Here is a 19,643-nt window from a genome sequence, read left to right as displayed (position 1 = left end):
GATAGAGGATTAGGTCGCCAGGTCTACAATCCACAACCCATGACCGGACTGAGGGGCATGCACCTGTGTCAAAACCCTCGTCCAGAGGACCTTTAATGCCCCAGCAACCCGCACCTCTCGTTCCGCACCCACCGGTGTCCAACTCGGCCGAAAAGAAAGCGCAATTGCGTCAAGCCGCGCTGGAGTACCACGAGTTTCCCACCCCAGGCAAAGTTGCCATTTGCGCCACCAAGCAGTTGATCAACCAACACGATCTGGCACTGGCGTACTCACCCGGCGTGGCGGCTCCGTGCGAAGAAATCGTCAAAGACCCCAACAACGCCTTCAGGTACACCAGCCGCGGCAATTTGGTGGCCGTGATCACCAACGGCACGGCAGTACTGGGCTTGGGCGACATCGGTCCGCTGGCCTCCAAGCCGGTGATGGAAGGCAAAGGTGTCCTGTTCAAGAAGTTTGCCGGCATTGACGTGTTCGACATCGAAATCGATGAGAAGAACGATCTCGACAAACTGGTCGACATCATCGCCTCGCTGGAACCCACCTTCGGCGGCATCAACCTCGAAGATATCAAGGCGCCCGACTGCTTCTATGTGGAACGCAAGCTGCGTGAGCGCATGAAGATTCCAGTCTTCCACGACGACCAACACGGCACTGCCATTTGCGTGGGCGCTGCCATCCTGAATGGCCTGAAGATCGCAGGCAAAGACCCCAAACAGGTCAAACTGGTGACCTCCGGCGCCGGCGCTGCAGCCTTGGCCTGCCTGAGCTTGCTGGTCAAGCTGGGCATTCCACGCGAGAACATCTTTGTGACCGACCTGGCCGGCGTGGTCTATGAGGGCCGTACCGAGCTAATGGACGAGGACAAGATCCAGTTCGCCCAGAAGACCGATGCACGCACGCTACGTGAAGTCATCGTCGGTGCCGACATCTTCTTGGGACTATCCGCAGGTGGCGTACTGAAGCAAGACATGGTCAAGTCCATGGCAGACAAACCGCTGATCTTTGCGCTGGCCAACCCCACACCCGAAATCCTGCCCGAAGAAGTCAAGGCCGTGCGCGACGATGCCATCATGGCGACAGGCCGCACGGACTATCCCAACCAGGTCAATAACGTCCTGTGCTTCCCCTACATCTTCCGCGGCGCACTGGATGCCGGTGCGTCCACCATCACGCTGGAGATGGAAATCGCCGCGGTGCACGCGATCGCCGAACTGGCCCAAGCGGAGCAAAGCGAAGTGGTCGCTGCCGCCTATGTCGGCGAGCAATTGGCGTTTGGTCCCGAGTACCTCATCCCCAAGCCGTTTGACCCACGCCTGATGATGAAGATTGCGCCGGCCGTCGCGCAAGCGGCTGCAGACAGTGGTGTGGCATTGCGGCCCATCACAGACATGGACGCTTATCGGGAGAAACTACAGAGTTTCGTCTACGCCTCTGGCACAACGATGAAGCCCATCTTCAATGCTGCCAAGAAAGCTCTGCGCAAACGCGTCGCCTATGCAGAGGGTGAAGACGAACGCGTCCTGCGTGCGGCCCAAATCGTGGTGGATGAGCGCCTGGCGCTGCCCACGCTGATCGGCCGCCCCGCCGTGATTGCCGAACGGGTAGAAAAGTTCGGTCTTCGTCTCAAAGAAGGCGTGGATTACAACGTGGTCAACGTCGAGCAGGACCACCGCTACCGTGACTTCTGGCAGACCTACCACCAGATGACAGAGCGCAAAGGCGTGACGGTTCAAATGGCCAAAATTGAAATGCGCCGGCGCCTGACCCTCATTGGCGCCATGCTCTTGCACAAAGGCGATGTGGATGGCCTGATCTGCGGCACATGGGGAACCACCTCGACTCACTTGCATTACATCGACCAGGTCATCGGCAAACGCCATGGCGGCAGCCCCAGCACGCCGCAGGATGTGCAGATTTACGCCTGCATGAACGGACTGATGTTGCCCAACCGCCAGGTGTTCCTGGTCGACACCCATGTCAACTACGACCCGACGGCCGAGCAGTTGTGCGAGATCACGGTGATGGCGGCTGAGGAAATGATGCGCTTTGGCTTCAAGCCCAAAGCGGCCTTGCTGAGCCACTCCAATTTTGGCAGCAGCAACGAACCCAGCGCCATCAAGATGCGACGTACCCTGGAGCTGTTGCGCGAGCAAGCACCTTGGCTGGAAGTGGATGGCGAAATGCATGGTGACGTGGCGCTGGACGGTGCAGCCCGCAAGGCTTTGATGCCCAACAGCACCTTGCACGGTGACGCCAATCTGCTGGTACTGCCCAACATTGATGCAGCGAATATCGCGTACAACCTGCTCAAAACCGCAGCGGGCGGCAACATTGCCATTGGACCCGTGCTGCTAGGTGCGGCCAAACCGGTGCATGTGCTGACCGCCAGCACGACGGTGCGCCGCATTGTGAATATGACAGCTTTGACAGTGGCAGATGCCAATGCCACCCGGTAAGTGTTTACCTTACAGTTAGTACACACTTTAATCTGTAAAAACCCGTAAGGCCTTGCCCATTTCTTGGGCAAGGCCTTGCTTTTTTGTGCCGGATACGCGACACTACGCGCTTACTTTTTCGGGTTTACCCGCAGTAACCACACAAGGATTCAGGGTGCGTAAGGGTGCTTCCAAGTTAGTACTCACTGGCTTGTTTTTGAGCGTGACACTGGTTGTCACCGCCCTTTCGGCCAAAGATACGCGGTCTCTGCCGCCCGGTACCGACGTTGCACTGGGTAGTCTGCCAGTCCAAGCCCAAACCACTTATGCGCTGGTGCGGCAAGGCGGCCCCTTCCCTTATGCCAAAGATGGCGTGGTCTTCGGCAACCGTGAGCGTTTACTGCCCCTGAACACGCGTGGGTATTACCGCGAGTACACCGTCAAAACCCCGGGAGTATCGACCCGGGGTGCACGCCGATTGGTATGCGGTGGCCCGGCCACGGTGCCAGATGCTTGTTATTACACGGCCGATCACTATGCGAGTTTTCGCAAGATCGTGCCTTGAATTGAATTTTGTACTTTGAGAAAGAGAATCGGGGATGGACATGCCACTTCGAACTGTAAGAACGAATATCGTTCAATCGATCCGTGCCTTCCGGGTATCGGATCTGCAGGAAGCCGCCCAAGGCTTGGGACATCACTTTCTGTACGCCAACCTGGCGAATGCGCAGACCAAACAGGATGTGCTGGACATGATCGGTCAGCAATTCATGCTGCCCACCACAGTCAGCAAAAATTTTGATGCGCTGTACGACAGCATGACTGACCCAGTGCACAAATCCGGGCCTCAGCCTGGTTTTATCGCCGTGCTGGAGCACATCCCTGCGAACGTGAAGTTCGATAAGGAAGCGCGCGAGCAGCTGCTCGACATCTTCCGTGACACCGCCGATTACTGGGGAGACCGGAAAATTCCGTTCCGGTGCTTCTATTCTTTTCTGTAGCCCGTTCTGCACACACCAGCCAAGCAGAACGGGCGAACGAGGCAAGCAACGAGCCCGCACCTACAGAGGTAGTGGGCGTGGAACTGGGCGCAGAAGCCGGAGAAAAAATGCCGACCGACAAATTGTTGGATGTCTCTCCCTTGGCACTGCGCATGAGCAGCCCCTTTAACGCAGGGTACTGGCTAGCCGCGGCCTAAACGCCGAGACCCCTTGGGGCGATTGCCCATCAAAAGCCTGCCCTTGCGGCAGGCTTTTGCTTTTTGAGCGCTGTACTATTGCGCAAAACACATAAACACTCGTTGGCATGGGCATCCTGGCAAAGCTTCTCCCCAAGGCGCTCAGGCGCCGGATACTGAACGCACTCTCGGACGGCGATGACATGTTCTCGCGGGTCTTCAATACCAGTGCCGACTGGATCGTGATCACCCGCCTGAGTGACAGCACCATTGCCAAAGCGAATTCCGGGTTTGAGGCAATCAGCGGCTACCGACAGGAGGAAGTCCTAGGACGGCGCATGTTGGACTTCAATGTCTGGGCCCACCCCGAGCAACGGGCCACTCTGGTCGCGGAAATGATGCGCACTGGATCGGTCCGCAACCACCTAGTCACCCTGCGTCGGCGCGATGGCGCCTTGCGCGACTGCGTGGTCAATTGCGCCCTGATCGCCTTGGACGGCCCGGAACACTCACACGCAGTGTGGATAGCCCGCGATGTGACGGAACACAACATCGTGCACGAACAATTCAAGGCAGCCTTCCAACTCACGCCAGACTTCATGTCTATATCCCGGGTGACGGATGGACGCTATGTGGAAGTGAATGCCGCGTTTGAACGCATCACGGGCATTGCGCGGTTAGACGCGGTGGGCAAAACTTCCACCGAACTGAAGATTTGGGCGGAACCGGACAAACGCCCGAGCCTGATACAGCTGTTGGAAACAGAAGGCGCAGTGTACGACTTTCCCATGGCGTTGAACGCCAAGGGACAGGTACGCGAAGCCTTGCTCAATGCAGTGGCATTTGAGTCACGTGGGGAACGCTACATCATTGCCTTGCTGCGCGATGTGACCGATGAACGCAAGGCCGCGCGGGCCTTGCAAGAGAGCGAATCCCGCTTTGTGCGCCTGTTTGATCAGTCGCCACTGCCCATGTGCTACTCCAGCGACGAAAACCAATACCAGACCACGCAATGGAACCTGGCCTGGTTCGAGGCCTTCGGCTTTGACCCCGTGGAGGATCAAGGCAAATCAGGTTTGCTGCTCAATGTGTGGGTAGACCCGGAACAGCGCGCACGGCTGCTGCGCATGACCGCCGAAGGCACGGCTTTCAGCGACGTTGAAGTACAGATGCGGCGTCGTGATGGAGAATTGCGGTGGATCTCGCTGTCCACACGGCTGTTTGGTGAGTTGCGGCGCACCATGGTGTTGTTCACCTACTTCGATATCACCGAACGCAAGCTAGCCCAAGAAGGAATCCTGGAGCTCAATGCACAACTGGAGGCGCGTGTGGCGCGTCGCACTGCCGAACTGCAAGGCGCCAACGGAGAGCTGTCACAGGCACTCTCAACGCTGCAGATTGCACAGAACCAGTTGGTGCAAAGCGAGAAGTTGGCAGCATTGGGCGCCCTGGTTGCCGGCGTGGCCCACGAGTTGAACACGCCGATTGGCAATGGTTTGACCGTGGCCAGCACACTGGAACACCGCATAGAGAGTTTCCAGGGACTGATGGACAGCGGGTTGCGCAAGTCCGACCTGCAGACCTTGCTAACCGATATGCAACTGGCCTCTGAAATTTTGGTGCGCAACCTGGGCCGGGCTGCTGCATTAGTGGCCAGCTTCAAACAGGTCGCGGTAGACCAGACCAGCTCCCAACGACGCAAGTTTGACCTGGGCGCCGTAGTCGCGGAGATCCTGGTCACGCTAAACCCCGCTTTACGCAAGACGGCCTGCAGCGTCCATACGCACATTGAGGACGCACTGACCATGGACAGCTACCCCGGCCCACTGGGGCAGGTACTGACCAACCTGATCAACAATGCGGTGTTGCACGGCTTTGCCCCCGGCGAAGAGGGAAAAATCGAGGTGCAAGCTTGGGCCCAAAATGCCCGACAGGTGGTGATTGAAGTGCGTGACAGCGGCCGTGGTATCGCCCCCGAGAATCTGCACCGCGTGTTTGACCCTTTCTTTACCACCCGGCTGGGCCAAGGTGGCTCTGGGCTGGGTTTGCACATCGTGCACAACCTCGTGCACAGCGTGCTGGGCGGACGTATCGAGGTGCACAGCCGCCCCGGCGCAGGAGCGACATTCAGTATCACACTGCCAACAAGCGCGCCTGAGCGGGTGGAAGGCGCCGCCAGCCTGCACCTTAGCGACGGCTGAGATGCAGACGTACCATTACTGCGCAGGGCGGAGCTGCTTCACCAAGTCCAGGTAATCCTGCACCGGCACTTCTTGGGCACGGCGCTGGACGTCGAAGCTACCTGCAAATCCCTTGTCCTCCAACCAACGACCCAAGGTGTGGCGCAAGAGTTTGCGGCGCTGGCTGAATGCGACTTGCACCAACTCGGAGAAGAGGGCTTGGTCAATCGCCGGTGGCTCGGCCAGTGGCAACATGCGCACCACCGCACTGTCCACCCGCGGGGGCGGATCGAAACTCTCGGGGGGCACAAACAGCACATCCTCCATGGCGTAGCGCCACTGCAGCATCACACTCAGGCGACTGAAGTCGGAGGTATCTGGCTCAGCCACCATGCGGTCGATCACCTCTTTTTGTAGCATGAAGTGCTGGTCTTCAATGCTATCTACGTGGTCCAGCAAGTGAAACAGAATGGGCGTGGAGATGTTGTAAGGCAGGTTGCCGACCACGCGCAACTTGCGGCGTGGGGCGGGCGCAGTTATTGCTATATTTTTAGTAGCTGACAGCGCAGTTTCTATAAGGCTAAAATCCACTTTCAGCACATCAGATTCGATCACGGTCAGCTGTCCGTGGCCGCGCAGGCGTTTGGCGAGGTCACGGTCCAGCTCAATGACAGTGAGATTGCCCAAACGCTCCACCAAGGGCTGCGTCAACGCCGCCAGGCCCGGGCCAATTTCCACCATCGGGTCGCCCGGCTTGGGATCAATGGCACGCACGATGGCGTCAATGATGCCGCTATCGGACAAAAAGTGCTGCCCGAAACGCTTGCGCGCGATGTGCTGTGTCATTGCGGTGGCTCACGCATTTCGACATAGGCGCGGCCACGCACGTCCTGGGCCCAATTGCGGTAGGCTTCGTCATAGCGGCTGCGACGCAACTGGCTGCGCACCGACTCACGCACCTGCTGCGGGCTGAGCTCGACGCGTCGGCGCTCCATCAGCTGGATCAGATGCACCCCAAAGCGCGAGACCACGGGCTGGCTGATTTCGCTTTCCTTGAGCGCGTTCATCGCCTCTTCGAACTCCGGCACAAACATGCCGGGGCTGGCCCAGCCCAAATCACCGCCTTGTTCGGCCGACGTGTCTTGCGAGAGGCTGCGCGCCACAGCCGCAAAGTCGGTCTTACCCGCCATGATGCGTTGACGGGCATCTGCCAGCTTGGCGATGGCCTGCGCCTGCGGGAGCTGCGGGCTGCTGCGCAGCAACACGTGGCGCGCACGACTTTGGACCACGGTTTGCACCAGTCGGGTGGGGGCGCGCTTTTCGATCACCTTGAGGATATGGAACCCAGCGCCGGAGCGTACCACCTCCGAGACCTCCCCCACTTTCAACGCCTGGGTGGCCTCCACGAACAGGAGCGGGTAGCGGTCGGCACGGCGCAGACCCAGCTGGCCTCCGTTGTTGCGGTCGGCCGCCGAAGTCTCCTTGACCAGGCGGTCGAAGTCTTCGCCGGCACGGATGCGGTCCAGCAGGCGCTTGGCTTGCACAAAAATGGCCGCGGCCTGTTCGGCCGTGGCTTTTTCGGGGACGGCGACCAAAATCTGGGCCAAATTGATATCGAAGGTCAGCGGATCGGTGTTGGCTGCCAACTGAGTTTGCATGGCGCGATCAACGTCCACATCCGACACCTTGATGGTGGACTCCACCTCACGCTCGTGCAGACGGTTGAGCATGAGCTGGTCACGCAGACCGTTGCGAAAAGTGGCCACACTCACGCCGTCTTTGGTCAAGCGCTGGTGCAAACCGGCAACATCTACTTCGTTTTGGGTCGCCACGGCTTGCTCTGCACGGTCGATTGCCGAGACATCAATACGTATGCCGGTCTCACGGGCCAATTGCAACTGGGCACGGTCATTGATCATGCGCTCCAGAACCAGGCGGCGCAGTTCGGCAGCGGGCGGCATGGCCTGGCCTTGCTGGACAATCTGTTGCGCTACGCGCTTTATCTCACGCTCCAACTCTTGGTGCGTGATCGGCTCGGAATTGACCAGTGCCACGATGTAGTCCAGCGGTTGGCTGGTTTGCGCGTGCAGCGATGGCATGGCCAATCCGCAGGCACAAGCAAGGGCAATAGCCCACAGGCGTAATTTCATGGTTCTCAATCGTAGTTACTGAAGCGGCTGTTGGAGCCGCCGACATCGCGCAAGTTCTGGTAACGCGAGATATTGGATTTCAGGCTCTGCAGTGGGCTCACACCCAAGCGGGTAAAGCCCACAAACTCCAGCTCAAATTTGATGCTGTCTGTGGCCGAGGAAGTACTGGTCTGCACCCGGCCCACCACCACCCGTGCCAGCCAGCAACCTGCATCGTACTCGACGCCCAAAATGGTGTCGACAAGGCGGCGTTCGTTCATGCTGTAGTTCATCCGACCCACAGCGTAATACCGTCCCTCACCCTGACCGCGGCCAGCGCCCAAGTCCTGGCCCCGGTCACCCCAGAGGTCGTTGAGCGGCCACTGCCAGCTCACATCCACCTGTTCACTCACGTCACGCTGGAAGCGGTAGGCGGCATTCAGCACCCGATAGCTGCTGGGGCTGTAGCGAGCTCCGATGGTGGAACGCACCGACTTGTCGGTGCGGGGGTTGTACTGCACCGTGGAATCCAGCGCCCAACGTTCACTGACATTCACACCCGCACCCAACAGCACATCGCTAAAGCCTGCTCGCGCCGGCTCTGCGGTGGGGGTGAGGGTCACCAACTGGTCTTCAAAGCGGAAGCGTTGCGCGATGCCAAAGCGTGCCAACTGTGCACCGGTGCCAGCATCCAGAAAGCGCGTTGTCAGCCCGAAGGTGAGCAGGTTGTTGTCCGAAATTTTGTCATGCCCACCATAGGCGTTCTCGGTAAAGATGGTGGCAAAGTTGAAATCATTGGCCCCGGTGTCGTAGTTGGGCAGCAGGCTTTGGTTGCGGTAGGGAGTGCGAACATAAAACAGGCGCGGCTCCAGGGTCTGCACCATGCTTTGGCCCCAATAGCTGGTATCTCGCTCAAACACCAAACCCGCATCCAGGCTGAAGGTGGGCACAGTGCTGTCCGCCGAGCGAGTGCCGTTGGCCAGCATGGCGTCAAACTGGTAGGCCGCAGTGTGCAATTGCAGCTTGGGCACCACAAAACCAGCCGAACCCAACCAAGGATAGCTCACCTGCGCCAGCCCATACACCCGCTGTGCATTGGGTTGTAGCGTCAGGGTGCGATCCGCCTCAAACTGCGTGAAGTCGCCCTGCAGGGACCAGTCGAACCCATGGTCGTTGGTCTGCGAATAAGTTGCCACCAGTTGGGGCACGCGGTCGTACGGCGGAACGATGGGCGCCGTGGGGTCCTGCAGCGTCTGCCATTTCAGCACGCTCGCACTCAGGCTGTACGGACCCTGTGACCAGCTCACGGATCCGTTGCTCTGCAACAGGCGCTGTGTCAAGGTCCCGTTGGCGGAACTGGTGAAGTCGCGCCAGTAGTTGTCGTCGCTGACCCGGTTGATGTTCAGCAGGTAGCTCACCTGGCCGACCTCGGGCCAGCCAGTGTCCACCGTACCGGTCTGGTTGATCGAAGCACCCCAACGGTCGGCACTGCGCAGCTTGTCGCTCGGCATGTAATTGGCACGCAAAACCCCCGAGTAGGTGGGTTCGAGGTAGCGGAACTCACCGCCCAGATCGACGCCCCGCGCCGTCATCAGCGTGGGCGTGATGGTCGCGTCGCGGTTGGGTGCGATATTCCAGTAATACGGCACGCTAAGTTGCGTCCCGTTGACGCTATCCGCGCCAATGGTGGGCGGCAGCACACCCGACTTGCGCTTGTCGCTTAACGGAAAGCTGATGGCGGGCACCGGCAAGATCGGCACGTCCTTGAAACTCAGGTAGCCGCCGTGGGCAATGCCCACATCCTCGCTGCTGTCGAACTCGATATTCGCTGCCTTGAGCACCCAATCGGGCATCCAGCTGGGGCCGGGCTTGCGCCGGCAGGTGGTGTAAGTCGCGTTGTGGACCACAGTGGTGCTGGCATCCACAAAGTCGGCACGGCTGGCATCGCCATGGGCATCGCCCTGCAGAAACTGGTAACGCGGTTCAATGAAAAAACCCTCAAAGGTCTCCACCTGCAGCTCCAGCAGCGGACCTTCAAACACGTTGCCACCGCGGTTGATACGCACGTTGCCGCTCGCCTTGGCGCGGTCTGTGGCCGCGTCGTACTCCATCCGGTCGGCCTTGATCACGGTGCCGGGCTTGCGCAACTCAGCCTGGCCTTCCACCACCGTCTCCAGGTCGGGGCGGCCCGAGATGCGCTCACCCAGCAAGAAGGTCGGTGCCTGATTGCGCTGCGCAGGCGACAAGGATTCCTGCAACTTGGGACTGGCGGTCAGGCGCGCCGGCTCGATGTCAGGGCTCGGGACGGCGGGTGCCTCCTGCTGGGCCTGGGCCGCCATCTGTGCGCAGGCCAGCGCCACCAGGGCCACCAGGCGGGTCAGCGGGGGCAAACAGAGGAGCGGCCTGGAGGACAGGCCGTGCGGAGAAAAACGCATGGGGCGGAGCGCAGGGTCGGTCGACAATTGGGTTCAAAGAAGCGGCACCGCCCGGTTGGCGCCAGCAGGCGCTGCCCGGGGGGCTTTGTAGAATGGATTATCCATGAGCCCAAGCACCGCCCTTCCCCCGAACACCCCCACCCCCGCCGACACCGCCATCCTCTGGGACGACCCAGCACGCCAGGCTCTGTTTGCCACCTGGTTTGCACAGGTGCAGGTGACCCACCAGCTCGACGCCAACACCCTGGGCCTGGCCTCGGCCGACGCCAGTTTCCGCCGTTACTTCCGGGTGCAGGGCCCCCATGGCACCCGCGTCATCATGGATGCGCCACCTGACAAGGAAAACTGCCAGCCCTTTGTCGACATTGCCGGCCTGCTGCGCAATGCCGGGCTGCGCGCACCCGAAATCCTGGACTGGAACCAGCCCCACGGCTTCATGCTGCTGAGCGACCTGGGCACGCTGACCATGATGCAGCTGATGGACGCCCGCGGGGACTTGAACCCCGCCACCAGCGCCACTGGCCAGGCGCTGATCGCCCCTCCCTTGGACCTCTACCTGGGCGCCGTGGATGCGCTGGTGCAGTGGCAGCTGGCCTCCAAGCCGGACGTGCTGCCGCCCTACGACCACGCGCTGCTGCTACGCGAGCTGGAACTGTTCCCCCAGTGGTACTTGGGCGCGTACCGCCAGGTCACCATCGACGCCGCCATGCGCAAGACGCTGGACGACACCTTTGCGCTACTCATCAAGGACAACCTATCCTGGCCCAGCGTCTATGTGCACCGCGATTTCATGCCGCGCAACCTGATGGTGCCCGTGGACGGGTTGCCCGCAAAACTGGACGCCACCACACTGGGCGTGCTGGACTTTCAGGACGCCGTCTACGGCCCCATCACCTACGACATTGCCAGCCTGATGCGCGATGCCTTCCTCACATGGGAGGAAGACTTTTGCCTGGACGTGACCATCCGCTACTGGCAAAAGGCGCGCAAGGCCGGCCTGCCCGTGGGCGAGGACTTTGGCGAGTTCTACCGCGCCGTGGAGTGGATGGGCCTGCAGCGCCACCTCAAAATCGCTGGCATCTTTGCCCGCCTGACGCTGCGCGACGGCAAGCCCAAGTACCTAGCTGACACGCCCCGCTTCATCCACTACATCCGCAGCACCTGCAACCGTTATATCCAGTTCAAGCCACTGCTGCGCCTGGTGGACCAGGTGGAAGGCATTGCCGCCTCCGACGTCTTTGTCATCGGCCGTTAAGAGTCATTCATGCCTCTAGACATCGTGGATATTGCGCAAGCAGCTCTTAATTTCATAGCAAATTTGCCGCCATGCCCCGCTTCTACTGCCCCACGCCGCTGTTGAGCAATACCCTGCTGGAGCTGCCTGCGGGTGCCGCGCGTCACGTGCAGGTGCTGCGCCTGCAGCCCGGCGATGCCATCACACTGTTCAACGGTGAAAGCACCGAAGAGTTCGACGCCACCGTCACCCGCATGGGCCGCAGCGATGTACAGGTGCACGTAGGCGCCCCGCGCACCACTGATCGCGAGCCAGCACGCCGCGTACACCTGGTCGTGGGCATGCCCGCCAATGACCGCATGGACTGGCTGGTCGAAAAAGCCACCGAACTCGGCGTGGCCAGCATCCAGCCGCTGATGACCGAGCGCAGCGTGCTGCGTCTGGCGGGCGAGCGCGCCGAGAAAAAAGTGGCGCACTGGCAAAGTGTGGCCATCTCCGCCTGCGAGCAGTGCGGCGGCAACCGGGTTCCCACGGTGCATCCCGTGCTAACGCTCAGCCACTGGCTCAAAACTTTGCCCGAAGCCGCGAAAGACAGCCAGCGCTTGCTACTGTCCCTGCGCGAGGGCAGCGAAGCCTTGCATATCCGTCCCCCAACACAGGCGACCGTGTTTCTCTCCGGCCCCGAAGGCGGACTGGCAAGCGCAGAGGAAGAACTGGCGCTGGCCCAGGGGTTTGCGCCTGTGTCGCTGGGGCCACGTGTGCTGCGGGCCGAAACCGCAGCGCTGGCAGCACTTGCCACCCTGGCCCTGCTGCCTTAACCCGCACCACGCCCACGGGCACACCATATGAACCGCAACCTTTGGCTGCTGGCCCTGTGCCAGGGACTGTTTCTCACCAACAACGTCACCTTCATTGCCATCAACGGCCTGGTCGGCTTGGCGCTGGCGCCCTACGGCTGGATGGCGACGTTGCCGGTCATGGGCTATGTGGTGGGCGGAGCGCTGGCCACGCCGCTGGTGGCCCGCACGCAATCACGCTACGGGCGGCGCATCTCGTTCCAGATTGGTCTGGCCGTGGCGGTCGCGTCAGCGCTGTTGGGTGCATGGGCCGTGGCCGAAAAGCAGTTCTGGTGGCTGGTCGCTGCCACCGTGGTGGCGGGCTACTACAGTGCCAACGGCCAGCTCTACCGCTTTGCCGCCGCAGAACTGGCACCGCCCGCGTTCCGTGAAAAAGCTGTGTCCCTGGTGCTCGCAGGCGGGCTGATTGGCGCCGTGGCCGGCCCCAACCTCGCGGCCCGCACCCGCACGCTGCTGGACGTACCATTTGCCGGTGCCTACGTGGTGCTGGCCGGCGTCGCACTGCTGGCCATGGCGTTGATGGCGTTTGTGCAATTTCCGCAGCACCAGGCACCCACCGCCCAGACACTGCGGGGCCGCCCGATGTGGGAGATTGCACGCCAGCCCGCCTTCCTGGTGGCCTGCATTTGTGCGGCGCTGGGCTACGGGGTCATGAACCTGCTGATGGCCGCCACCCCGCTGGCCATGCAGCAGTGTGGACTGGGTTTTGACGATGCCGCCTTCGTGCTGGAGTGGCATGTGATCGGCATGTTTGCGCCAGGCTTTTTCACCGGCCATCTGATCAAACGCTTTGGCACCCTGACCATCATGGGCGTGGGCGTGCTGCTGAATCTGCTATGTATTGCGGTAGCACTCTCCGGCGTGGAACTGCACCAGTTCACCATCGCACTATTTTTGCTGGGGGTGGGCTGGAACTTCCTGTTCACCGGCAGCACCACACTGTCGCTGGCGGCCTACCGGCCCGAGGAAAAAGACCGCGCACAGGCCGCCATCAACTTCGCCGTGTTTGCCGTGATGGCGCTGAGTTCGCTGGCCTCCGGCGCGCTTGTGGTGACCAGCGGCTGGACCTGGCTCAACCTGGGTTCTCTGCCACTGGTGCTGCTGACCGGCGCCGCACTACTGTGGCTGGCCGCGAGGCAGCGATCCGCATAGCGGTGGAGTGTGGGAGCCAGGTTTCGACGCTAGGCCGCCCCACAGTGAAACGCCCCCTCGGGGGCAGCAACCCGTGTAGCGGCGGCTCGCGGGGGGCCAAAGACTTACATGCCCAGCAAGGCATCCTTCAACTTGAAATCGGCGGGCGCAGGGCCCACCCAAATCTTTAACACCATGCTGAAGAATTCGGCATCACCCACCGGGGCACCCTGGGGCTGGCCCTGTATGAAAAAGGTGGTCCCTTTGCCCGGCACGTACTCCATGGCAAACGTATCACCCGCCACCAGCTTGGGCTTGCCCGAGAAAATGTCAATCAGTCGGGTGCTCGAAGCCGTGTGTTTCTGCACCAGCTCAGGCGATGAATTGCTGTTCAGGCCCTTGATAAAGGCCAGCCCCAGGTCAGTGCCAGGCATGTCGCGCAGGGCCACAAAATTCAGGCGTTTGGGCCCCGGCAGTGCCAACAAAGCCTCCGGCGTACTCACTTTGCTAGCGGTGTAAAGCGCCAAGTCATAGACCTTGAAAATGGCTCTGTAGCGCGTCCCCATGCCGTTTACCGACAAGGTGGTTCCCTGCACCACCTGCGTAGGCGCGAAGGTGCTGCTCACCGCCGTGGCGGCCTGCACTTGCAAGGCAGCGCAGGCACAACACATGGCACCAGCCAAAAGGGCGTACCGAATGTGAAAAGAAATAGGTTTCATCGTTCAACTCTCCTTGTTATGGCGGTCCGCCATCCACGCCTCCAGAGCTTGCACCGCCAAAGGTCGCGCGATGTAATACCCCTGAAGGGTGTGGCAACCACTCTCCCGTAAAAATGCCTGCTGCTCTACCGTCTCTACCCCCTCAGCCACCACATTGAGACCCAATGCCTCGGCCAAGCCGACCACACCCCGGACGATGGCACGCGAATCACTGTCCACATCAGCATCGTTCACAAAGGAGCGGTCGATCTTGAGCTGGTTGGGGCGCAGGCGCTTGAGGTAAGCGAGCGAAGAATATCCCGTGCCGAAATCATCAATCGCAATCCCGACACCAAGCTGACGCAAGCGCTCAATGATGCGCTGGCTAGTTTCCGTCTCTGCCATCAGCACACTCTCGGTAATTTCGATCTCAAGCTCACTGGGCGCAATGCCGCTGGCTTCCAGCGCGGCCTGCAAGCTGTCGAGCAGGCGGTGGTCGCGAAACTCCAAGGCCGATACATTGACCGCCATATTGCCCACATGAATACCACGGGCCTTCCAGTCGGCCAGTTGGCGGCAGGCTTCGCGCAGGGTCCAGACGCCCATTTCCGCAATTTTTCCGGACTCTTCGGCCAGACCGATGAACTGACCCGGATAGAGCAGGCCGCGCGTGGGGTGCTGCCAGCGTACCAGGGCCTCCACCGCCACCATGCGGCCGGTCTTGGCGTCCACCTGGGGTTGGTAATGCAGCACCAGCTCGCCATGGGCAATCGCTTGGGCCAGCTGCTGCTCCAGCTCTAGGCTGGCTTGGAGGCGGAAGTTGAGCTCTGAGTGGAAAAAACTGTAGCGTGCACGGCCCAGGGTCTTGGCTTGGTAGACCGCAATGTCGGCGTGCTTGACCAAGGTCTCGAAATCCTGCGCATCCTCGGGGAACAGGGCGATACCGATACTGGCCGATACCCGCACCGTGGTGTTGGCCAACTCGACTGGGGCCTCGATCACGCGAAGGATGCGCTCGGCCATTTCCCCGAGCGACTCCCAGTGGTCGATGTCACGCACCATCACCAAAAACTCGTCGCCACTTTGGCGGCACACCACATCCACTTCGCGCAATGTGTCCCGCAAGCGGCGCGCCACTTCAATCAATAGCTCGTCACCCGCAGCATGGCCCATAGAGTCGTTGACAGCTTTGAAGCGATCCAGATCGATAAAGAAAATGCCGAATTGCTGCTGGCTGCGGTGAGCTTGCAGCATTTCGCGCTGCACGAGGTCGATAAACAGGGCTCGGTTGGGCAGACCGGTCAGTTGGTCGTAAAAGGCCATTTGCTGCAGCTGGGCGTTTTTGGTGCCCAGCTGGCCAAACAGGGTGCGCAACTCTTCCTGCACGCGACCCAAGTGGCGGCCCAGCAGGCCCAGCTCATCCTGACGGCGCCAAACGAAACGTGCCCGGTCAGCTACCCCATCCTGACCATGCTCCAGCAGGGCAGAGGCCTGCTCCTTGAGCCGCTCGATAGGGCGCAGCACGCGCGAGACCAAAACGGGCATCAGCACTGCCAAAATAGCCAGAACTTGGAGTGCAACTAGCGACAGCATCTGGCTACGCCGCGCCTGCAACAGGCCTTGGCCATAGGTCGCGTCAAACCACACCACCAGAGTACCCAGCACCTCGCCGGAGCGCACCACGGTCTGGGTACGCCGGGTCAGGCTGCCTGACGCGGTCTCTGTGGCCAGGGTCTTGCCGTAGTCCGGCCTCACCCGTTCCAACTCGGGAGTGTTGGCCAAGCCATCCTCAATGCGTACCGCCACCACCTGTGGACTCTCCAGCAGGCGCACGGCCGCCGCATCCAACGCCACGCGATCCACCACCCACATGGGTTCGGCTATCGAGACACTGCCAATCTTCATGAGGGCTGTCTCACTCTGCGCCAACAGGGCTTTCTGCGACTTTTCAGCCAACTCCTGCTCCAAGGTCAGCAGCAGCAAGGCCGGCAGGGTCACGCCCACCACCACCACCACCATCATGGTGTAGCGCAAAGGGAGGCCCGCCCGCCAACGGGCGCGCAAGTTCGAAAAGCTCAGGGGGAATCGATGCATAGGGGCTTGGGACACGTCAGAGAAGCACAGGCAGTGCCACGCTCAAAACCGCTCGTCTAACCACTGGCGTAGCGCTGCAAACACAGGGGCCGCATCCAACTCGTTGAAAATCTCGTGGTAGAGATTTTCGAAACAATGTGTGGTGACAAGGGCTGCAGGAGCCGCGGCCGCGAAATCGCGGCTGCCTTGGGGATGTACCAATTTGTCTTCCCCGGCATACATGAGCAAAGTCGGAACCTTCCACTGCGGCGCCAAGGCCACGGTGGCCGGACCAGCGGTGGCAATAAAACGGGCTAGCCGGGCCGAGATGCGGTCATGCACCAGCTTGTCAGCTTGGTAGGCCGCGACCACGGCAGGATCGTGCGAGATGTAGCTGGCATTGAGGCCATTACCCACCCGCAGGTTGGGAAACAACTTGGGCAATACGGCCACCAGCAGCTTCTGGAAAGCGCTCAAGCCAGGATTCAGCGCAGGGGAGGACATCACCAAGGCATCCACCTGGCGGATGCCCAGCGACACAAAACGCCCAGCCACCAAGCCGCCCATACTGTGCCCCAGCACGATCAGCGGCGAGTGTTTGTCCATGCGAGCCCGTGTGCTGTCCACAATGTCCGCGAGGTCATCTAGCAGTCGGGTGTCGGTGGGCAGGCTGCCCGGCAAACCTCCTGACTCACCGTGGCCGCACTGGTCGTAGCCCCGCACCGCAAAGCCCCACGCATTGAGCTGACGCGCCACATGGTCATACCGACCCGCATGCTCCCCCAGCCCGTGCACCAAGATGACCACACCACGCAAACGCACGCCGGGTTCAAGGGGCCAGTCCTGGATCACAACGTTATCGCCATCGCTGGCCACGAAGGTGGTGAGGGTGGTGTCAGCGCACATGCAGGACTTCCAAAGTTCAGGGGAAACGGGAGATCACCTGGGCCACGGCAGCGGTGAGCTTCTTGGCATAGGGGACATGCAGGAATTCGTTGGGGCCATGGGCGTTGCTCTTGGGGCCCAGCACACCGCAGACCATCATCTGCGCCTTGGGGAAGCCCTTGGAGAGCATATTCATGAGCGGAATGGTGCCTCCCTGGCCAATGTGTCCGCAAGGCGCACCGAAGTGGGCCTGCGAGGCTTCGTTCAACGCGGCTTCAAACCAGGGCGCCGTGTCGGGCGCATTCCAGCCGGTCGCGCTGGACAAACCTTCGAAAGTGACTTTCGCCTGGTACGGCGCATTGTCCTCCAGCAAGGCTTTGAGTTCCTGCACTGCGGTTGCCGCCTCCACAAGTGGGGGCAAGCGCAGGCTGAGCTTGAAGGCGGTGAAAGGTCGCAGCACATTGCCCGCATTCTTCAGGTCGGGGAACCCTTCGGCACCGGTCACGCTCAGCGTGGGCTGCCAGGTGCGCTTCAACAGTGCTTCCAGAGGATCGGTGGTGGTGGGCAGAGCGAAGGTCGTGGCCCCACCGCAGTCATAGTGTGCCCAAGGAAAGCGTTTGAACAGCTCCTCGCCCAAAATGGCCGCCGTGGCCTGAGCCTGCTGCAGACGTTCCCCAGGTACTTCGCAATGGAAGCTCTGCGGCAAAAGGCGACCGGTCTTGCTGTCTTCCAGCCGGTCAAGCACTTGGCGCATGATGCGAAAGCTCGAAGGCACCAGACCGCTGGCATCGCCCGAATGGATGCCTTCGGTCAGGACCTCCACCTTGAGCACGCCGCTGGCCATGCCGCGAAGGCTGTTGGTGAGCCAAAGCTGGTCGTAATTACCAGCACCCGAGTCCAGGCACACCACCAGCCCCACGTCGCCCAGGCGCGGCTTGAGGATATCGATGTAGGGCAGCAAGTCGTAGGAGCCGCTTTCCTCGCAGGTTTCGATCAGGCCCACTACGCGCGGGTGGGCCAAGTTCTGGCTCTTGAGAGCCTGCAGGGCAGCAATGGCGGCATAGGCCGCATAGCCATCGTCAGCACCACCGCGGCCATAGAGCTTGCCATCTTCGTATTTGGGAGTCCAGGGACCGAGATCGTTGCGCCAGCCGGAGAACTCGGGCTGCTTGTCCAGGTGGCCGTACATAAGCACGGTCTGGGCCGAGGTGCTTCCACTGGCGGCCACTTCAAAAAAGATCACCGGGGTGCGACCTTCTAGGCGGACCACCTCCAGCGTGAGGCCGGGCACCTTTTGCGACTCAATCCATTGCGCGGTGTTGCGCACCACGGTGTCGATGTAACCACCGCTGGCCCAGTCGGCGTCGAACATGGGGGACTTGGCGGGGATACGGATGTAGTCTTCCAGACGATGAACAATGTCACGGTCCCAGGCTTGGCTGACCTGCTCCAACGCTTGTGGCGCATTCAAAGCGGCGGACGGTACGCGGGCGTTCATGGCGAACTCCTGAATCGGCAGAGTTGGTAAAGCGCCATCATGCCATGGGTGTAGCCGCTTCCGGCTGTGGCAAACCCTCAGCGCAACAGCGTGTTGCGCCAGCGCAATCCGTCACGGGTTGCTCCTGGCACCGCGCCGCCACGAGGCCGGTACTCACATCCTACCCAAGCGCTGTAACCAAGCTGGTCCAACAGCGCCAGCAAGTAGCCGTAGTTCAATTCGCCACCATCGGGCTCTTGGCGATCCGGCACGCTTGCAATCTGGATATGGCCGACGGCCCCAGTCGGCAGGTATTGGCGCAGCTTGCTAGCCACATCGCCCTCGGTGACTTGGCAATGGTAGAGGTCCATCTGCACCTGCAAATGGGGCGAGCCTACCTCGGCCGCCACGGCATGGGCCTGGGCCTGCTGGCGCAGAAAATAGCCCGGCATATCATGCGGATTGATGGGTTCGATCAGCAGCGTGCACCCCTGCGGTGCGGCTTGTTCCACCGCCCAGCGCAGGTTATGCACATAGGTAGTATGCAATGTGTCCCGTTCGGCGCCCGGTGGCACCAGACCCGCCATCACGTGGATGCGCGGGCAATCCAAGGCCCGGGCATAACGCAAAGCCTCGACGATGCCCGCGCGAAATTCAGCCTCACGACCCGGCAGGCATGCCGTGCCGCGCGCGCCATGCTCCCAGGCAGCAGCCATGCCGATGCGATCAACACCAGCCGGGGGCGCATTGAGCAGCACCTGCTGCAAGCCGGCCTGCCGCAAGGCCTGACCAATGGTCTGCGCCTCCCAAGCGTATGGAAACAGGAACTCCACCCCATCAAAGCCATCAGCAGCAGCAGCAGCAAAGCGTTCCAGAAAAGGCAGCTCGTTGTAGAGAAAACTCAGGTTGGCGGCCAGACGGGGCATGGCGGT

The 19,643-nt window shown here is 61.1% G+C and carries 15 protein-coding genes; 7 read left to right on the top strand and 8 right to left on the bottom strand.

Translation table 11 applies throughout. From position 1 onward, the window contains the following. The first annotated feature begins 95 nt into the window (after nucleotides 1-95). From CHU94_RS14670 to CHU94_RS14655, 4 genes are all read left to right on the top strand, one after another. Entirely contained in the window at nucleotides 96-2,456 is a 2,361-nt protein-coding gene (locus CHU94_RS14670) for an NADP-dependent malic enzyme (protein WP_176452048.1), read from the top strand. A gap of 208 nt (nucleotides 2,457-2,664) precedes the next feature. After that, on the top strand, nucleotides 2,665-3,000 hold the full coding sequence (locus tag CHU94_RS14665; protein ID WP_255034039.1) for a ribonuclease domain-containing protein: 336 nt from the start codon (nucleotides 2,665-2,667) through the stop codon (nucleotides 2,998-3,000). A 34-nt stretch (nucleotides 3,001-3,034) separates the two neighbouring features. Then, the gene (locus CHU94_RS14660; protein ID WP_094481228.1) at nucleotides 3,035-3,436 is read left to right on the top strand and encodes a barstar family protein; all 402 of its coding nucleotides are present in this window, start codon (nucleotides 3,035-3,037) and stop codon (nucleotides 3,434-3,436) included. Nucleotides 3,437-3,740: 304 nt separating this feature from the next. Then, nucleotides 3,741-5,813 (top strand): PAS domain-containing sensor histidine kinase, encoded by a 2,073-nt coding sequence (locus CHU94_RS14655; protein WP_094481226.1) that lies wholly within the window; start codon nucleotides 3,741-3,743, stop codon nucleotides 5,811-5,813. Nucleotides 5,814-5,828: 15 nt separating this feature from the next. Here CHU94_RS14655 and rsmA read toward each other — a convergent pair whose 3' ends face one another. The 3 genes from rsmA to CHU94_RS14640 are packed head-to-tail and all read right to left on the bottom strand — an operon-like array spanning nucleotide 5,829 to nucleotide 10,356. Beyond that, nucleotides 5,829-6,638 carry a 16S rRNA (adenine(1518)-N(6)/adenine(1519)-N(6))-dimethyltransferase RsmA gene (gene rsmA / locus CHU94_RS14650; RefSeq protein ID WP_094481224.1) on the bottom strand — a complete coding sequence of 270 codons (810 nt, stop codon included), beginning with the start codon at nucleotides 6,636-6,638 and terminating at the stop codon, nucleotides 5,829-5,831. Further along, the gene (locus CHU94_RS14645) at nucleotides 6,635-7,942 is read right to left on the bottom strand and encodes a peptidylprolyl isomerase (RefSeq protein WP_094481222.1); all 1,308 of its coding nucleotides are present in this window, start codon (nucleotides 7,940-7,942) and stop codon (nucleotides 6,635-6,637) included. The genes rsmA and CHU94_RS14645 overlap by 4 nt, the downstream gene beginning before the upstream one ends. Before the next feature lie 5 nt (nucleotides 7,943-7,947). Next, nucleotides 7,948-10,356, bottom strand: a complete 2,409-nt coding sequence (locus CHU94_RS14640) for an LPS-assembly protein LptD (RefSeq protein WP_255033981.1) — start codon at nucleotides 10,354-10,356, stop codon at nucleotides 7,948-7,950. A 103-nt stretch (nucleotides 10,357-10,459) separates the two neighbouring features. Between CHU94_RS14640 and CHU94_RS14635 the strand changes: the two genes are divergently transcribed. The 3 genes from CHU94_RS14635 (at nucleotide 10,460) to CHU94_RS14625 (ending at nucleotide 13,599) form a co-directional block, all read left to right on the top strand. Further along, nucleotides 10,460-11,611 carry an aminoglycoside phosphotransferase family protein gene (locus CHU94_RS14635; protein WP_094481220.1) on the top strand — a complete coding sequence of 384 codons (1,152 nt, stop codon included), beginning with the start codon at nucleotides 10,460-10,462 and terminating at the stop codon, nucleotides 11,609-11,611. A 71-nt stretch (nucleotides 11,612-11,682) separates the two neighbouring features. Then, nucleotides 11,683-12,408 (top strand): 16S rRNA (uracil(1498)-N(3))-methyltransferase, encoded by a 726-nt coding sequence (locus CHU94_RS14630; protein WP_094481218.1) that lies wholly within the window; start codon nucleotides 11,683-11,685, stop codon nucleotides 12,406-12,408. Nucleotides 12,409-12,435: 27 nt separating this feature from the next. Next, complete coding sequence (locus CHU94_RS14625; protein ID WP_094481216.1) at nucleotides 12,436-13,599, top strand: MFS transporter; 1,164 nt, start codon at nucleotides 12,436-12,438, stop codon at nucleotides 13,597-13,599. Between the two features lie 104 nt (nucleotides 13,600-13,703). Here the strand turns inward: CHU94_RS14625 and CHU94_RS14620 are convergent, their stop codons facing one another. The 5 genes from CHU94_RS14620 to otnI form a co-directional block, all read right to left on the bottom strand. Continuing rightward, entirely contained in the window at nucleotides 13,704-14,297 is a 594-nt protein-coding gene (locus CHU94_RS14620; protein WP_094481214.1) for a chalcone isomerase family protein, read from the bottom strand. 3 nt (nucleotides 14,298-14,300) lie between these two features. Then, the gene (locus CHU94_RS14615; protein WP_094481212.1) at nucleotides 14,301-16,370 is read right to left on the bottom strand and encodes a bifunctional diguanylate cyclase/phosphodiesterase; all 2,070 of its coding nucleotides are present in this window, start codon (nucleotides 16,368-16,370) and stop codon (nucleotides 14,301-14,303) included. Nucleotides 16,371-16,412: 42 nt separating this feature from the next. Beyond that, nucleotides 16,413-17,255, bottom strand: coding sequence for an alpha/beta hydrolase (locus CHU94_RS14610; protein WP_094481210.1), 843 nt, complete (start codon nucleotides 17,253-17,255; stop codon nucleotides 16,413-16,415). Nucleotides 17,256-17,271: 16 nt separating this feature from the next. Then, nucleotides 17,272-18,732, bottom strand: a complete 1,461-nt coding sequence (locus CHU94_RS14605) for a M20/M25/M40 family metallo-hydrolase (protein WP_094481208.1) — start codon at nucleotides 18,730-18,732, stop codon at nucleotides 17,272-17,274. Nucleotides 18,733-18,809: 77 nt separating this feature from the next. Next, nucleotides 18,810-19,637, bottom strand: a complete 828-nt coding sequence (gene otnI, locus CHU94_RS14600; protein WP_094481206.1) for a 2-oxo-tetronate isomerase — start codon at nucleotides 19,635-19,637, stop codon at nucleotides 18,810-18,812. Nucleotides 19,638-19,643: the final 6 nt, after the last annotated feature.

Source organism: Rhodoferax sp. TH121 (assembly GCF_002251855.1).
In the GTDB taxonomy this organism is placed as follows: Bacteria; Pseudomonadota; Gammaproteobacteria; order Burkholderiales; family Burkholderiaceae_C; genus Allorhodoferax.
The sequence above is the reverse complement of the archived record's forward strand: the minus strand, read 5'-3'. Positions and strand labels throughout refer to the sequence as shown.

Excerpts from the sequence above, each read along its gene's own strand:
- CHU94_RS14615 (WP_094481212.1), bottom strand. The coding sequence starts at position 16,370 with ATGCATCGATTCCCCCTGAGCTTTTCGAACTTGCGCGCCCGTTGGCGG.
- CHU94_RS14610 (WP_094481210.1), bottom strand. The coding sequence starts at position 17,255 with ATGTGCGCTGACACCACCCTCACCACCTTCGTGGCCAGCGATGGCGAT.
- CHU94_RS14620 (WP_094481214.1), bottom strand. The coding sequence starts at position 14,297 with ATGAAACCTATTTCTTTTCACATTCGGTACGCCCTTTTGGCTGGTGCC.
- CHU94_RS14625 (WP_094481216.1), top strand. The coding sequence starts at position 12,436 with ATGAACCGCAACCTTTGGCTGCTGGCCCTGTGCCAGGGACTGTTTCTC.
- CHU94_RS14645 (WP_094481222.1), bottom strand. The coding sequence starts at position 7,942 with ATGAAATTACGCCTGTGGGCTATTGCCCTTGCTTGTGCCTGCGGATTG.
- CHU94_RS14660 (WP_094481228.1), top strand. The coding sequence starts at position 3,035 with ATGGACATGCCACTTCGAACTGTAAGAACGAATATCGTTCAATCGATC.
- otnI (WP_094481206.1), bottom strand. The coding sequence starts at position 19,637 with ATGCCCCGTCTGGCCGCCAACCTGAGTTTTCTCTACAACGAGCTGCCT.
- CHU94_RS14640 (WP_255033981.1), bottom strand. The coding sequence starts at position 10,356 with ATGCGTTTTTCTCCGCACGGCCTGTCCTCCAGGCCGCTCCTCTGTTTG.
- CHU94_RS14670 (WP_176452048.1), top strand. The coding sequence starts at position 96 with ATGCCCCAGCAACCCGCACCTCTCGTTCCGCACCCACCGGTGTCCAAC.
- rsmA (WP_094481224.1), bottom strand. The coding sequence starts at position 6,638 with ATGACACAGCACATCGCGCGCAAGCGTTTCGGGCAGCACTTTTTGTCC.
- CHU94_RS14630 (WP_094481218.1), top strand. The coding sequence starts at position 11,683 with ATGCCCCGCTTCTACTGCCCCACGCCGCTGTTGAGCAATACCCTGCTG.
- CHU94_RS14605 (WP_094481208.1), bottom strand. The coding sequence starts at position 18,732 with ATGAACGCCCGCGTACCGTCCGCCGCTTTGAATGCGCCACAAGCGTTG.
- CHU94_RS14635 (WP_094481220.1), top strand. The coding sequence starts at position 10,460 with ATGAGCCCAAGCACCGCCCTTCCCCCGAACACCCCCACCCCCGCCGAC.
- CHU94_RS14655 (WP_094481226.1), top strand. The coding sequence starts at position 3,741 with ATGGGCATCCTGGCAAAGCTTCTCCCCAAGGCGCTCAGGCGCCGGATA.